Annotated in this window: 8 protein-coding genes; all 8 read left to right on the forward strand. The window is 68.1% G+C overall.

Annotated elements, in window-relative coordinates; genetic code table 11:
- The first annotated feature begins 59 nt into the window (after positions 1-59).
- The 8 genes from AWC18_RS01490 (at position 60) to AWC18_RS01525 (ending at position 15,489) form a co-directional block, all read left to right on the forward strand.
- Complete coding sequence (locus AWC18_RS01490; RefSeq protein ID WP_109470287.1) at positions 60-1,046, forward strand: esterase family protein; 987 nt, start codon at positions 60-62, stop codon at positions 1,044-1,046.
- Between the two features lie 165 nt (positions 1,047-1,211).
- Positions 1,212-2,105 (forward strand): alpha/beta hydrolase-fold protein, encoded by an 894-nt coding sequence (locus tag AWC18_RS01495; protein ID WP_064996734.1) that lies wholly within the window; start codon positions 1,212-1,214, stop codon positions 2,103-2,105.
- A 139-nt stretch (positions 2,106-2,244) separates the two neighbouring features.
- A complete protein-coding gene (gene culp6, locus AWC18_RS01500; protein ID WP_064996733.1) occupies positions 2,245-3,309 on the forward strand; it encodes a carboxylesterase Culp6 in 1,065 nt (354 codons plus the stop codon).
- 254 nt (positions 3,310-3,563) lie between these two features.
- Complete coding sequence (gene fadD32, locus AWC18_RS01505) at positions 3,564-5,474, forward strand: long-chain-fatty-acid--AMP ligase FadD32 (protein WP_085137210.1); 1,911 nt, start codon at positions 3,564-3,566, stop codon at positions 5,472-5,474.
- Between the two features lie 24 nt (positions 5,475-5,498).
- Positions 5,499-10,856 (forward strand): polyketide synthase Pks13, encoded by a 5,358-nt coding sequence (gene pks13 / locus AWC18_RS01510; RefSeq protein WP_208858306.1) that lies wholly within the window; start codon positions 5,499-5,501, stop codon positions 10,854-10,856.
- Positions 10,853-12,406: an acyl-CoA carboxylase subunit beta gene (locus tag AWC18_RS01515; RefSeq protein WP_064996730.1), complete on the forward strand. Its 1,554-nt coding sequence runs from the start codon at positions 10,853-10,855 to the stop codon at positions 12,404-12,406. The genes pks13 and AWC18_RS01515 overlap by 4 nt, the downstream gene beginning before the upstream one ends.
- A 216-nt stretch (positions 12,407-12,622) precedes the next feature.
- Positions 12,623-13,918, forward strand: a complete 1,296-nt coding sequence (locus AWC18_RS01520) for a PE-PPE domain-containing protein (RefSeq protein WP_085137215.1) — start codon at positions 12,623-12,625, stop codon at positions 13,916-13,918.
- Positions 13,919-14,100: 182 nt separating this feature from the next.
- Complete coding sequence (locus AWC18_RS01525; RefSeq protein WP_085137217.1) at positions 14,101-15,489, forward strand: MFS transporter; 1,389 nt, start codon at positions 14,101-14,103, stop codon at positions 15,487-15,489.
- Positions 15,490-15,559: the final 70 nt, after the last annotated feature.

Raw genomic sequence — 15,559 nt, forward strand, 5'->3', positions numbered from 1 at the left:
ATCGGGTCCAAGTCGGACCACGTAATGAGCAAAGACTGCAATGAATGAGGATGCCAAGTATGAAGTTGCTTGACAGGTTGATGGTCGCTGCCGGTGGCGCGGCGCTGCTGGCGGGACTGGTCGGTGTGGTCGGTGGTACCCCGGAGGCCAGCGCGTTCTCCCGGCCCGGTCTGCCGGTTGAGTACCTGCAGGTGCCTTCGGCGGGTATGGGCCGCGACATCAAGGTTCAGTTCCAGTCGGGCGGCTCCGGCAGCCCGGGCCTGTACCTGCTCGACGGCATGCGCGCCCAGGACGACTTCAACGGCTGGGACATCAACACCCCGGCGTTCGAGTGGTACCTGGACTCGGGCATCTCGGTGATCATGCCGGTCGGCGGCCAGTCCAGCTTCTACAGCGACTGGTACAAGCCGGCCTGCGGCAAGGCGGGCTGCTCCACCTACAAGTGGGAGACCTTCCTCACCAGCGAGCTGCCGGCCTACCTGGCGTCGGAGTACGGCGTGAGCCAGAGCCGCAACGCCGCGGTCGGCCTGTCGATGGCCGGTTCGTCGGCGCTGACGCTGGCGATCTACCACCCCAACCAGTTCACCTACGCCGGTTCGCTGTCGGGTTACCTGAACCCGTCCACCGGTAAGGGCTGGATCGGCCTGTCGATGGGTGACGCCGGCGGCTACAAGAAGAACGACATGTGGGGCGACGACAACGACCCGGCATGGCTGCGCAACGACCCGACGGTCAACGTCGCCAAGCTGGTGGCCAACAACACCCGCCTGTGGGTCTTCTGCGGTAACGGCAAGGCCAACGAGCTCGGTGGCGACAACATCCCCGCCGTGTTCCTCGAGCAGAACTTCATGATCGGTGCGAACAAGAAGTTCCAGGAGCTCTACGTCGCGGCCGGTGGCAACAACGCGATCTTCAACTTCCCGGAGTACGGCACGCACAGCTGGGAGTACTGGGGTCAGCAGCTGCAGGCCATGAAGCCCGACCTGCAGGCCCACTTGGGCGCCACCCCGGGCGGCGCGGCCGAGAGCACTGACTCGGGCGAGTAGCCAGAACACTAGATGTACCGCTGACGGCGGCGACCTGACGGGTCGCCGCCGTCGGTCGTTTCCGGCCCTTCCCGCCTTTGCCGTGTGATTGACTACCTCCCGGGGTCAGGGCGCGCGAACAGCGGGTGGAATCATCCTGATTCTGTGCCGACGAGCGAGGTGGATATGAGCGGACTGTCGAAGTTCCTGCGGGCGCTGTGCGTGGCCGTGCTGATGCTGGGGCTGTGGGGTGGCGGCACGCTTGTCAGTCCCACCGCGCAGGCCGCGCAGTTCGAGAACCTGATGGTCCCGTCGCCGTCGATGGGCCGCGACATCCCGGTGGCATTCCTCAACCAGGGACCGCACGCGGTGTACCTGCTCGACGCGTTCGACGCCCACCCCGAGCTGAGCAACTGGGTGACCGCGGGCAACGCGATGAACACCCTGGCCGGCAAGGGCGTCTCCGTGGTCGCGCCGGCCGGCGGCGCCTACAGCATGTACACCAACTGGGAGCAGGACGGCAGCAAGCAGTGGGACACGTTCCTGTCCACTGAGCTGCCGGACTGGCTGGCGGCCAACCGGGGACTGGCGCCGGGCGGTCACGCCGTGGTCGGTGCGTCGCAGGGCGGCTACGGGGCGATGGCGCTGGCCACCTTCCACCCCGACCGGTTCGGCTTCGCCGGCTCGATGTCGGGCTTCCTGGGGCCGGCCAACACCACCGAAGGCGGCGTGATCGCCGCGGGCCTGCAGAACTTCGGCGGGGTGGACCCGTACGGCATGTGGGGCGCGCCGCAGCTCGGCCGCTGGAAGTGGCACGACCCGACCGTGCACGCCACGCTGCTCGCGCAGAACAACACCCGGGTCTGGGTCTACGCCCCGCTGGGCGGCGCCTCGAACCCGGCCGCGATGATCGGCGACCCGGCGCAGGCGGCCGGCAGTGGTCGGTACTTCAACTCGCAGTATCGCCAGGTGCGCGGCAAGAACGGCCACTTCGACTTCTCGGCCGGCGACAACGGCTGGGGATCGTGGGCGTCGCAGCTGGGCGCCATGGTCGGCGACATCGTCGGCGCGATCCGCTAGCGCGCTTGGGTAGAGGGATCCGCTAGCGCGGCGGAGCCGCTAGTACTTTGGTTGACTCTGCGTCCAACCGACGCTTCTGCCTGGTGGACGCAGTGGCAATCGATGGTCATCGCCGCGGATCTGTACCGTGAAAGGCGATATGGCCAAGAAGAAGACATCGAGAACCCCGCGCAAATCCGCGAAATCTCCCCGCAAGTCACCGACCAACCGCCGCCGCCTCCTCGCCTGGATCGCCGCCGGCGCGATGGCTCTGGTGGTGGCGCTGGTGCTGATCGCGGTGGTGATCTGGATCCGGCGCCCGGCCTCACCGCCGATCGCCGAGCCCGGCGCGGCCGTTCCGCCGACCAGCTCGGTGCCGACGCGGCCCCGCAAGCCGCGTCCGGCCTACCAGGACGCCAGCTGCCCGGATGTGCAACTGGTGTCGGTGCCGGGGACCTGGGAGTCCTCACTCACCGATGACCCGCTGAACCCCACCGAGTTCCCCCGGGCGCTGCTGCTCACCGTCACCCGTCCGATCGCCGAGCAGTTCGACGCGAACCGGGTGCAGACCTACACCGTCCCCTACACCGCGCAGTTCCACAATCCGTTGTCGGCCGACAAGCAGATGAGCTACAACGACAGCCGGGCCGAGGGCACCCGCGCCACCGTCAAGGCGCTGACCGAGATGAACGACCGGTGCCCGCTGACCAGCTACGTGCTGATCGGGTTTTCCCAAGGCGCGGTGATCGCCGGGGATGTCGCCAGCGACATCGGCAATGGCCGCGGCCCGGTCGACGAGGACCTGGTGCTGGGCGTGACGCTGATCGCCGACGGCCGCCGCCAGGTCGGACCGGGCAGCGGTGTCGATGTGCCGCCGACCCCGCCGGGGCAGGGCGCCGAGGTCACCCTGCACGAACTGCCGATCCTGTCCGGGATGGGACTGACCATGACCGGTGCACGCGACGGCGGCTTCGGAGATCTGGCCCCGCGCACCAACGAGATCTGCGCCCGCGGCGACCTGATCTGCGCCGCGCCGAAAGAGGCGTTCAGCATCGGCAAACTGCCCGCCACCCTGGAGACGCTGGCCGGCGGAGCGGGTCAGCCGGTGCACGCGTTGTACGGAACCACCGACGTCTGGAGCCAAGACGGCCTGTCCGCAACGCAGTGGACACTGAACTGGGCACGAGACCTCGTGGCCAACGCGCCGCATCCGCCGCACGGCTAGCCGCGAAGCTGCAACCGTCTCGTGACCCGGAGACCGGCGTCACACGCGGTACCGTTTGATTTGGCATGGACCGCACCGACCTCTAACATTAAGAACAATTTAAGAGCAGCGGCCCGTAGCCGCAGGTCAGCGGCGCGTCGCCGGGTGCGGAGACCCACTACGATCCGTGGGATCCGAGGCGCCGAGGTAACGCGCCGGAGTGACCCGACACGCTCGGCAGTTGACTGAAACGTTGTTCGCGACAGGAGATTTTGATGGCCCCGGCAACACAGGCCGCTTACCACAACCCCTTTGTCAAGGACGGCAAGATCCGGTTCCCGGAGAACGCCAACCTGGTGAAGACCGTCGAGCGCTGGGCCGCGCTGCGCGGTGAGAAGCTGGCCTACCGGTTCCTGGACTACTCCACCGAACGCGACGGCCTCGCCCGCGACATCTCCTGGGCGGACTTCGGCACCCGCAACCGTGCCGTCGGCGCGCGGCTTCAGCAGGTGACCGAGCCCGGGGACCGGGTCGCGATCCTGTGCCCGCAGAACCTGGACTACCTGGTGTCGTTCTTCGGGATCATGTACTCCGGCCGGATCGCCGTGCCGCTGTTCGACCCGGGCGAGCCGGGCCACGTGGGCCGACTGCACGCGGTGCTCGACGACTGCACCCCGTCCGCGGTGCTGACCACCAGCGACTCCGCCGAGGGCGTCCGGAAGTTCTTCCGCAGCCGCCCGGCCAACGCCCGACCGCGGGTGATCGCGGTCGACGCGGTGCCCAACGAGGTGGGGGCGACCTGGGTGATGCCCGAGGTCACCCGCGACTCCATCGCGTACCTGCAGTACACCTCCGGCTCCACCCGCACGCCCACCGGCGTGAAGATCACCCACCTGAACCTGCCCACCAACGTCGTCCAGCTGCTGGATGCGCTCAAGGGCCGCGAAGGCGACCGCGGCGTCACCTGGCTGCCGTTCTTCCACGACATGGGTCTGGTGACCATCCTGCTGTCGTGCGTGCTGGGTCAGCAGTTCACCTTCATGACCCCCGCGGCGTTCGTTCGCCGGCCCTACCGGTGGATCAAGGAGATGTCCCGCAAGGAAGGCGAGACCGGTGAGTGCTTCTCGGTGGCACCGAACTTCGCCTTCGAGCACGCCGCGGCCCGCGGACTGCCCAAGGAGGGCGACCCGCCGCTGGACCTGAGCAACGTCCGGGCGATCCTCAACGGCAGCGAGCCGGTGTCGGCCGCCTCGGTGCGCAAGTTCAACGAGGCGTTCGGCCCCTACGGGTTCCGCGAAGAGGCCATCAAGCCGTCCTACGGGCTGGCCGAGGCGACGCTGTTCGTGTCCACCACCCCGCCCGACGAGGGCCCCCGCGTGGTCTACGTCGACCGCGAGGAGCTCAACAACGGCAACCGGTTCGTCGAGGTCGCCCCCGATGCCCCCAATGCGGTCAGCCAGGCCTCGGCCGGGCGGGTCGGCGTGGACCAGTGGGCGGTGATCGTCGACTACGAGACCGGCACCGAGCTGCCCGACGGCCAGATCGGCGAGATCTGGTTGCAGGGCAACAACATGGGCGTCGGCTACTGGAACCGCGAAGAGGAGACCGACGACGTCTTCCGCAACGTGCTCAAGAAGCGGGCCACCCCGTCGCGCGCCGAAGGCTCCGACGAGAACGGCTACTGGGTGCGCACCGGTGACTACGGCGCCTACTACAACGACGACCTCTACATCACCGGTCGCGTCAAGGACCTGGTGATCGTCGACGGCCGTAACCACTACCCGCAGGACCTGGAGTACTCCGCGCAGGAGGCCAGCCGGGCACTGCGCGCGGGCTACATCGCCGCGTTCTCGGTGCCGGCCAACCAGCTGCCGCAGTCGGCATTCGACAACCCGCACTCCGGGCTCAAGTACGACCCCGAGGACAGCTCGGAGCAGTTGGTGATCGTCGCCGAGCGCGCCCCGGGTGCCCACAAGCTCGAGTACCAGCCCATTGCCGACGACATCCGGGCGGCGATCGCGGTGCGCCACGGCGTGACCGTGCGCGACGTCCTGCTGGTGTCGGCCGGCACCGTTCCGCGTACCTCCAGCGGCAAGATCGGTCGCCGCGCCTGCCGGGCCGCCTACCTCGACGGCAGCCTGCGCAGCGGCACCACCGGCCCGAACGCCTACCCCGATGAGGTCTGACACCAGATGAGCGAGGCTCCGCAGATGACCGGCGACGGCGACGACGCAACCCTGCGCGGCACCAGCCGCACCGACCTGACCGTCGCAGACATGCGGACCTGGCTGCGGAACTGGGTGGCCAATGCCACCGGGCAGTCCCCGGACAAGATCAACGAGACCGCCCCGCTGATCGAACTGGGCCTGTCGTCGCGTGACGCCGTGGCGATGGCCTCGGACATCGAGGACTTCACCGGCGTGACGCTGTCGGCGACGGTGGCCTTCCGGCACCCGACGATCGAGGCGCTGGCCACCGTGATCGTCGAGGGCGAGCCGGTGGTGGTCGACGACTCCGACGGCGAGGACTGGTCGCGCGACGCCGACATCGCCGACATCGCGGTGGTGGGTCTGGCCACCCGCTTCCCCGGCGACATGAACACGCCGGAGGACACCTGGGAAAAGCTGCTGGCCGGGTTCGACGCGATCACCGACCTGCCCGAAGGCCGCTGGTCGGAGTTCCTGGAGGAGCCGCGGATCGCCGAGCGGGTCGGCAAGGCGCGCACCCGCGGTGGCTACCTGTCGGACATCAAGGGTTTCGACGCCGAGTTCTTCGCCCTGTCGAAGATGGAAGCCGACAACATCGACCCGCAGCAGCGGATGGCGCTCGAGCTGACCTGGGAGGCGCTGGAGCACGCCCGGATTCCGGCGTCGAGCCTGCGCGGCGAATCGGTCGCGGTCTACATGGGTTCGAGCAACGGCGACTACCAGAACCTGGCGCTGTCCGACCCGAGCATCACCCACCCGTACGCCATCACCGGTAACTCGAGCTCGATCATCGCCAACCGGGTGAGCTACTTCTACGACTTCCGCGGGCCGTCGGTGACCGTCGACACCGCCTGCTCGTCGTCGCTGGTCGCCGCGCACGCCGGTGTGCAGGCGCTGCGCAACGGCGAAGCCGACGTGGCGGTGGTCGGCGGCGTTAACGCCTTGGTCACCCCGCTGGTGACGGTCGGTTTCGACGAGGTGGGCGGGGTGCTGTCGCCCGACGGCCGGATCAAGTCGTTCTCGTCGGATGCCGACGGCTACTCCCGTGCCGAGGGCGGCGGCGTGCTGGTGCTCAAGCGGGTGGACGACGCGCGCCGCGACGGCGACCAGATCCTCGCGGTGATCGCCGGCTCCGCGGTCAACCACGACGGCCGGTCCAACGGCCTGCTGGCGCCCAACCCGGACGCCCAGGCCGCCGTGCTGCGCAAGGCCTACAAGAACGCCGGCATCGACCCGCGCACCGTCGACTACATCGAGGCGCACGGCACCGGCACCATCCTGGGCGACCCGATCGAGGCCGAGGCGCTGGGCCGGGTCGTCGGCCGGGGCCGCGCCGCCGACAAACCCGCACTGCTGGGCGCGGTGAAATCCAATGTCGGCCACCTGGAGTCCGCCGCCGGTGCGGCCAGCCTGGCCAAGGTCGTGCTCGCGATGCAGCACGACAAGATCCCGCCGTCGATCAACTACGCCGGACCCAACCCCTACATCGACTTCGCCGGCACCCATCTGAAGGTCAACGACACCGTCAGCGACTGGCCGCGCTACGGCGGCTACGCCGTCGCCGGGGTGTCCGGCTTCGGATTCGGCGGGGCCAACGCGCACCTGGTGCTGCGCGAGGTGTTGCCGCGCGACGTGATCGAGCGTGAGCCGCAGCCCGAGGAGCCGGTCGCCGACTCGGGCGACGCGGCCGATGACGTCGTCGAGCACGAAGCCCCCCGCTTCGACGAGTACGGCGAGTTCATCGTGCCCGAGAGTTCCTACGGCGACGAGGGCGACTACGAGCTGCCCGGCCTGACCGACGAGGCGTTGCGGCTGCGCGAGGAGGCGCTGGCCGAACTTGCCGCCGAGGAGGCCGTACAGCCGCTGATCCCGCTGGCGATCTCGGCGTTTCTGACGTCCCGCAAGAAGGCCGCCGCGGCTGAGCTGGCCGACTGGATCGACAGCGAAGAAGGCCGCGCCACCCCGCTGACGGCCATCGGCCGGTCACTGTCGCGGCGCAACCATGGCCGCTCACGCGCCGTGGTGCTGGCCCACGACCACGATGAGGCCGTCGCCGGTCTGCGGGCGGTCGCCGAGGGCAAGCAGAAGCCCAACGTCTACTCCGCCGACGGCCCGGTCACCAATGGGCCGGTGTGGGTGATGGCCGGTTTCGGTGCGCAGCACCGCAAGATGGGCAAGAACCTCTACCTGCGCAACCCGATCTTCGCCGAGTGGATCGAGAAGGTCGACGCCCTGGTCCAGGACGAGCGCGGCTACTCGGTGCTGGAGCTGATCCTCGACGACTCGCATGAATACGGCATCGAGACGTCCAACATCGCGATCTTCGCCATTCAGATCGCGCTCGGCGAAGTGCTCAAGCACCACGGGGCCCGCCCGACCGCCGTCATCGGCCAGTCGCTGGGCGAGCCGGCCTCGGCCTACTTCTCCGGTGGCCTGTCACTGGCCGACGCCACCCGGGTGATCTGCTCGCGCGCACACCTCATGGGTGAGGGCGAGGCGATGCTGTTCGGCGAGTACATCCGTTTCATGGCGCTGGTGGAGTACTCCGCCGAGGAACTCAAGACGGTGTTCGCCGACTTCCCCGGTCTGGAGGTGTGCGTCTACGCCGCCCCCACCCAGACCGTGATCGGCGGCCCGCCCGAGCAGATCGACGAGATCGTCGCGCGCGCCGAATCCGAGGGCCGCTTCGCCCGCAAGCTGCAGACCAAGGGCGCCGGCCACACCTCCCAGATGGACCCGCTGCTGGGCGAGTTCTCCGCGGAGCTGCAGGGCATCGAACCGCGCACGCCCAATATCGGCATCTTCTCGACCGTGCACGAGGGCACCTACATCAAGCCCGGCGGTGAGCCCATCCACGATGTGGAGTACTGGAAGAAGGGGATGCGCCACAGCGTCTACTTCACCCACGGGGTCCGCAACGCGGTCGACAACGGCTACACCACCTTCCTGGAGCTGGCGCCGAACCCGGTGGCGCTCATGCAGGTTGGCCTGACCACGGCCAGCGCCGGGCTGCACGATGCCCAGCTGATCGCCACGTTGGCCCGCAAGACCGACGACGTCGACGCCATGACCATGGCGATGGCCCAGCTCTACGTCTACGGCCACGACCTGGACTTTCGCACCCTGTTCCCGCGTGAGGTCCAGGGGCCGGTCAGCCCGGCGGAGTTCGCCAAGATCCCGCCGACGCGCTTCAAGCGCAAGCCGCACTGGCTCGACGCCCGATTCTCCGGCGACGCCACCGGTGTCATGCCCGGATCGCACGTCGCGACCCCGGACGGCCGGCACGTGTTCGAGTACGCGGGTCGCGGCGAGACGGACCTGGCTGCGCTGGTGAAAGCCGCTGCCGCCGCGGTCATTCCGGACGCCATCCTGGTGGCCTCCGAGCAGCGGGCGGTGCCGGCCGAGGGTTCTCGGCTGGTGACGACACTGACCCGGCACCCGGGCGGCGCGGCGGTGCAGGTGCACGCGCGCATCGGCGAGTCGTTCACGCTGGTCTACGACGCGTTGGTGAGTCGCGCTGGGACCGAGGGTGTTTCGCTGCCGGTCGCCGTCGGGGCGGGCACCGCGATCGCCGCCACCTCGGTTGCGGCACCGGCCGAACCCCAGGTGGACGACGCCGAGATCCTGCACGACAACCTGACCGCCGGCGCCGGACTGGCCGCCGGTTTCGCCAAGTGGTCGCCGGAGTCCGGTGAGACCATCGCGGAGCGGTTGGGCACCATCGTCGGCGGCGCCATGGGCTACGAGCCCGAGGACCTGCCCTGGGAGGTGCCGCTGATCGAGCTGGGTCTGGATTCGCTGATGGCCGTGCGAATCAAGAACCGGGTCGAATACGACTTCGACCTGCCGCCGATCCAGCTGACCGCGGTCCGCGACGCGAACCTCTACAACGTCGAGGAGATGATCCGCTACGCGGTCGAGCACCGCGACGAGGTCGAGGCGCTGCACGAGCACCAGCAGACTCAGACGCCGGACGAGATCGCCGCCGAGCAGGCCGCGATCCTGGCGGCGGCCAAGGCAGCCGAGGCGGCGGAAGCTGCGCCGGCTCCGGCGGCCGAGCCCGCGGCCGCCCCGCCGCCGTCGGACATCCCGATCCCGCCGCCGCCGACCAACCCGGCCGGGCCGGCTGTTCCGCCGCCGCCCACCGATCCGTCGGGACCCGGGGTTCCGCCGCCGCCCACCGATCCGTCCGGGCCGGGGGTCAACAGCGGCGTGAGCACCAAGACCGCCGCCGCTGCGGCTGCCAAGGTGCTCACCCAGGAGGCGGTCACCGAGGCGCTGGGCGCCGATGTGCCACCGCGTGACGCCGCCGAGCGGGTCACCTTCGCCACCTGGGCGATCGTCACCGGGAAGTCGCCGGGCGGCATCTTCAACGAACTGCCCGCGATCGACGACGAGGTGGCCGAGAAGCTCGCCGCCCGGCTGTCGGAGCGTGCCGAGGGGATCATCACCGTCGAGGACGTCAAGGCCGCCACCACCATCGAGGGCCTGGCGACCGTCGTCCGCGACCAACTCGAGGAAGGGGTGGTGGACGGCTTCGTCCGCACCCTGCGGGCGCCCAAGGAGGACTCGTCGAGTCTGCCGCTGTTCGTGTTCCACCCGGCGGGCGGTTCGACCGTGGTCTACGAGCCCCTGATGAAGCGGCTGCCGGCCGACACCCCGATCTACGGCTTCGAACGGGTGGAGGGCTCCATCGAGGAGCGCGCCGCTGAGTACGTGCCCAAGCTGCTGGAGTTGCACTCCGGTCCGTTCCTGCTGGCGGGCTGGTCGCTGGGCGGGGCGCTGGCCTACGCGTGTGCGATCGGGCTCAAGCAGGCCGGCGCCGACGTGCGTTTCGTCGGGCTGATCGACCTGGTGCTGCCGGGTGAGCCGATCGACCAGAGCAAGGAAGGCATGCGGGCCCGCTGGGACCGCTACGCCCGGTTCGCCGAGCGCACCTTCAACGTCGAGATTCCCGAGATCCCCTACGAGGAACTGGAGAAGCTCGACGACGAGGGGCAGGTGAAGTTCGTCCTCGAGGTCGTCGCGCAGAGCGGCGTGCAGATCCCGGGCGGGATCATCGAGCACCAGCGCACGTCCTACCTGGACAACCGCGCGCTGGACACCATCGAGATCCAGCCCTACGACGGTCACGTCACCCTGTACATGGCCGACCGCTACCACGACGACGCCATCGTGTTCGAGCCCGCCTACGCGACCCGCAAGCCCGACGGAGGCTGGGGCGAGTACATCTCTGACCTGGAGATCGTGCACATCGGGGGTGAGCACATTCAGGCCATCGACGAGCCGTACATTGCCAAGGTGGGCGCCCACATGAGTGAGGCGATCAACCGGATTCAAGCCGAGAGCGAGAGCGCGTGACGAACAAGACCACCGCTGAACTGTTGGCCGAGCTCCGCGAAAAGCTGGCGCTGGCAGCCGAACCCGGTGGCGAGGCCGCCGTCGCCAAGCGTGCGAAGAAGGGCATCCCCAGTGCCCGCGAGCGCATTCATGCGCTGGTGGACCCCGGCACCTTCTTGGAGATCGGTGCGCTGTGCAAGACCCCCGGTGACCCGAACGCGCTGTACGGCGACGGCGTGGTCACCGGCCACGCCCGGATCAACGGCCGGCCGGTCGGGGTGTTCAGTCACGACCAGACCGTGTTCCAGGGCTCGGTCGGTGAGATGTTCGGCCGCAAGGTGGCCAAGCTGATGGAGTGGGTGGCCATGGTCGGCTGCCCGATCATCGGCATCAACGACTCCGCGGGCGCGCGGATCCAGGACGCGGTGACGTCGCTGGCCTGGTACGCCGAGCTGGGACGGCGCCACGAGATGCTGCGCGGCCTGGTACCGGAGATCTCCATCATCTTGGGCAAATGCGCTGGGGGAGCGGTCTATTCGCCCATCCAGACCGACCTTTTGGTGGCCGTGCGCGATCAGGGGTACATGTTCATCACCGGGCCCGACGTGATCAAGGACGTCACCGGCGAGGACGTCACCTTTGACGAGCTCGGCGGCGCCGACGTACAGGCGCAGCGCGGCAACATCCACAAGGTGGTCGACGACGAAGCGGCGGCGTTCCAGTACGTGCGCGACTACCTGTCGTTCCTGCCGGCCAACCACTTCGACGATCCGCCGATCGTCAACCCCGGCCTCGAGCCGGAGATCACCCCGCACGACCTGGAGCTGGATTCGATCGTTCCGGACGCGGACAACGTCGCCTACGACATGCACGAGATCCTGCTGCGGATCTTCGACGACGGCGACGTCTTCGAGATCGCCGAACAGCGCGGGCAGGCGATGATCACCGCGTTCGCCCGGGTCGACGGGCATCCGGTCGGGGTGATCGCCAACCAGCCGATGTTCATGTCCGGGGCGGTCGACACCGAGGCCTCCGACAAGGCGGCCAGCTTCATCCGCTTCTGCGACTCCTACAATCTCCCACTGGTTTTCGTCGTCGACACCCCCGGCGCCATGCCCGGTGTGTCGGAGGAGAAAAACGGGATCATCAAGCGCGGCGGCCGGTTCTTCAACGCGATCGTCGAGGCCGACGTGCCGAAGGTGACGGTGATCATCCGTAAGGCCTACGGCGGCGGCTACGCGGTGATGGGCTCCAAGCAGCTGTCCGCGGACCTCAACTTCGCCTGGCCCACGGCCCGCATCGCGGTTATCGGCGCCGACGGCGCGGCCCAGCTGCTGGTGAAGCGCTTTCCGGACCCGACTGCACCCGAGGTGCAGAAGATCAAGCAGGACTTCATCGACGGCTACAACGAGAACATGGCGATCCCGTGGACTGCCGCCGAGCGGGGCTACATCGACGCCGTGATCCAGCCGCACGAGACGCGGCTGTTGCTGCGTAAGTCGCTGCGTCTGCTGCGGGACAAGCAGAACTTCCCCAAGGTGCAGCGCAAGCACGGTCTGCTGCCGATCTAGCTGTACTCGCAGCGGCCCCGGGTGGCTGCTAAGGCCTGGCTCAGGTTACGGGAACAATATGTGGCCCACGATCTCAGGGCGCGCGCCGATTTGCCCTGTTAAGGGCGCGTTTCCTGATTAGTGAACCTGAATTTGACATAACAGAGTGTGATTGAAATCATCCACTTTCAACGGCGCCATGCGTGGCGGCCTTGAGAGTTTGGCGAGGGTCTTTGGATGGTTGATGCAGTCGCGGCACGGTCCGCAAATCGCGTACCCGGCCTGCGAGCTGCATGTGTCGCGGCCACGCTGGTTGTCGGTATCGCCGGTGCCCCCCAGGCCACAGCGCTGACTCCGGCTCCGGGCAATCCGACGGTCCTGCTGTCGGCCGCGGATGGCGGACCCCTCGCCGGCTCCGGCATCGCACTGATCATGGGACCGAGCATGATCCCCACGCCGAGCCAGGAGTTCGCCGAGACGGTCGAGGAGCTCTACCTGTCGCCGCACGGCTTCGCCGGGGAGCTCGAGGTCCTGACCACCCCCGCGGAGACCTACCTGCTGGACCAGTCTCTGACCAAGGGCGCGCAGATTCTGACCGACAGGGTGCTGGAGCTGATCGAGCTCGGCGAGGCGGACGGCGACCATCCGGTGACGGTGTTCGGTTACTCGCAGAGCGCCGCCTTGACCACGCTGGCGATGCAGCAGCTCGCTGAAGCCGATGTGCCGAGTTCTGCGGTGCACTTCGTGTTGATCGGTAATTCGGCCAACCCCAACGGCGGCCTGATGGTCGGCTTCGAAAACATGCCGGAAGTGGTCGAGGCCATGGGGCAGAGCTACGTCACTCTGGGCAACCCGACGCCAAGCGGTCTGTACCCCACCAGCATCTACACCCTGGAATACGACGGCTACGCGGACTTTCCGCGGTACCTCAGCAACGTCTTCGCCGATCTCAACGCCGTCATGGGCATGGCCACCCAGCACATCGCCTACCTCGGCCTGACGCCCGACCAGATCGAGGGCGCGATTCTGCTGGACACCGACCCCGACAGCCTGGTCAGCTCGTACATGATCCGCAGCGAGTACCTGCCGCTGCTGTATCCGCTGCTGTTCGTCCCGGTCACCGGAAAGCCGATGTACGACTTGATGGAACCGACCATGCGGATCCTGGTGAATCTGGGTTACGGCAGCATCGAGAACGGGTGGAACGAGGGCTCGCCCGACGAGCCGACGCTGTTCACCATGGAGCAGCCCAACATCGACTGGAACGAAGTCAACGCGGCACTGGCGGTGGCGGCGCAGACCGGGTGGAACGCGTTTGTCGCCGACATCCTGGACCCGGCCACCTATCAGGTGGTCGACGTGATCGACAACCCCGCGCTGGCAACCCTGTTGGCGTCCGGCGCCAGCGTGGGCCTCTCCGAGAGCGATGACGTGCAGGACATGCTCAACGGCCTGACCAGCCTGATGTGGGAAGCGCTGGTCGGTCGGTACATGAACGCCGAATACTGGGAGAACTGGGAACCCCCGTCCTAGCGGTCCCGGGTTGCCTCCGGTCGCCCTCGGCTGCCCGCGGCTAAGTTTGGGTAAACGCTTCAGCAATACCCGTCGTAGCCGACGCAGACCAATTATCGTTTACCCCAGGCGATCCCATGGTGGGCGAGCCGCCGAGATTCTCATTTCGAGGGGGACGACGTGTGCCCTATCGGCGAGGCGTGATGAGCCTACCGCCGGCCCCGGGCGCGCGAGATGCCTCGCACGATGCCCCCAACGATGCCCCGAACGATCAGAACCGCATGCTGCGCAGCGCAATCGCGGCGTCGGCCATCGGCAATGCGACTGAATGGTATGACTACGGCGTCTACGCCGTCGTGGCGACGTATCTGACCGAGGCGTTCTTTCCCGAGACGCTGGGCAACCTCGGCACCATGCTCGGTTTCGCGGTCTCCTTTGTGCTCCGACCGCTGGGCGGCATGGTCTGGGGACCGCTGGGCGACCGGTTCGGGCGCAAGTCGGCTCTGGTCGCCACCATTGCCCTGATCGCGGTGGCGACCACGCTGATCGGCGTGTTGCCCACCTACGCCGCGGCGGGGTGGTGGGCCCCGGTGCTGTTGATCGCCCTGCGCGTGGTGCAGGGCTTTTCAACCGGCGGCGAATACGGCGGCGCGGCCACGTTCATGGCCGAAAGCGCCCCCGACGACAAGCGTGGTACCTACGGCAGCTTCCTGGAGTTCGGTGCCGTCGGCGGCTTCGTCCTGGGCAGCGCTGTGGTGCTGACGCTGGAGGCGCTGCTCACCCATGAGCAGATGGCGGCCTGGGGCTGGCGGGTGCCGTTCCTGGTGGCCCTGCCGTTGGGTGTGCTGGGGATAGTCCTGCGCACCCGGATGCCGGAGACGCCGGTGTTCTCCGAGTGTGTGGACCACGACGCGATCACCGGATCGGCGTGGGACCGCCTGGTGGACCTGTTGACCCATTACACCCGGCCGGTGGTGGTGGCGTTTGCACTGCTGGCGGTGCTGAACATCATCGACTACACCCTGGTGACCTACCAGCCCACCTATCTGTATTCCTCCGTCGGCCTCGACGCGAGCAGCCGGACCACGGTGGTGTTGGTGGGGGAGTTGATCACGATGGCCTGCATCCCCTTCGCGGGCGCGTGGTCGGACCGGATCGGCCGTAAGCCGCTGTGGCGCGCCTCGCTGCTGGGCTTCGCCGTGCTGGCGTTGCCGATGTACTGGCTGATGGGCCAGGGATTCGCCTACGCACTGGTGGGTTTCGGGGTGCTCAGTGTGTTGTGTGCCGGGCCGATGGCCACCGTGGCGGCGACGTTCCCGGCGATGTTTCCCACCCAGGTGCGCTATGCCGGGTTTGCGGTGGCCGACAACGCGGCGGTCGCGATGTTCGGCGGCACCGCGCCGGTGCTGGCCGATGCGGTGATCGAACGCACCGAATGGCAATTGTTTCCCGCGGCGTATCTGGTGTTCGCCGCGGTGATCGGGTTGGGTGTCTTGCGGTTCCTGCCGGAGACGGCCGGCTACTCCTTGCGTGGCACCGCGGTTCCGGCTGTACGGGGGAACCTCACCTGGGAGCCGGTCATCGCGAAGTAGGCCGGCGTGGTGGCCGGGCCTGGCGCGTGTCGGTCTACTGGCGCGAGCGTGCGCAGACTGACGCGCGAGC

Source organism: Mycolicibacter nonchromogenicus, from assembly GCF_002101775.1.
GTDB classification, from domain to species: domain Bacteria; phylum Actinomycetota; class Actinomycetes; order Mycobacteriales; family Mycobacteriaceae; genus Mycobacterium; species Mycobacterium nonchromogenicum.

Excerpts from the sequence above, each read along its gene's own strand:
- AWC18_RS01490 (WP_109470287.1), top strand. The coding sequence starts at position 60 with ATGAAGTTGCTTGACAGGTTGATGGTCGCTGCCGGTGGCGCGGCGCTG.
- AWC18_RS01495 (WP_064996734.1), top strand. The coding sequence starts at position 1,212 with ATGAGCGGACTGTCGAAGTTCCTGCGGGCGCTGTGCGTGGCCGTGCTG.
- culp6 (WP_064996733.1), top strand. The coding sequence starts at position 2,245 with ATGGCCAAGAAGAAGACATCGAGAACCCCGCGCAAATCCGCGAAATCT.
- fadD32 (WP_085137210.1), top strand. The coding sequence starts at position 3,564 with ATGGCCCCGGCAACACAGGCCGCTTACCACAACCCCTTTGTCAAGGAC.
- pks13 (WP_208858306.1), top strand. The coding sequence starts at position 5,499 with ATGACCGGCGACGGCGACGACGCAACCCTGCGCGGCACCAGCCGCACC.
- AWC18_RS01520 (WP_085137215.1), top strand. The coding sequence starts at position 12,623 with ATGGTTGATGCAGTCGCGGCACGGTCCGCAAATCGCGTACCCGGCCTG.
- AWC18_RS01525 (WP_085137217.1), top strand. The coding sequence starts at position 14,101 with ATGAGCCTACCGCCGGCCCCGGGCGCGCGAGATGCCTCGCACGATGCC.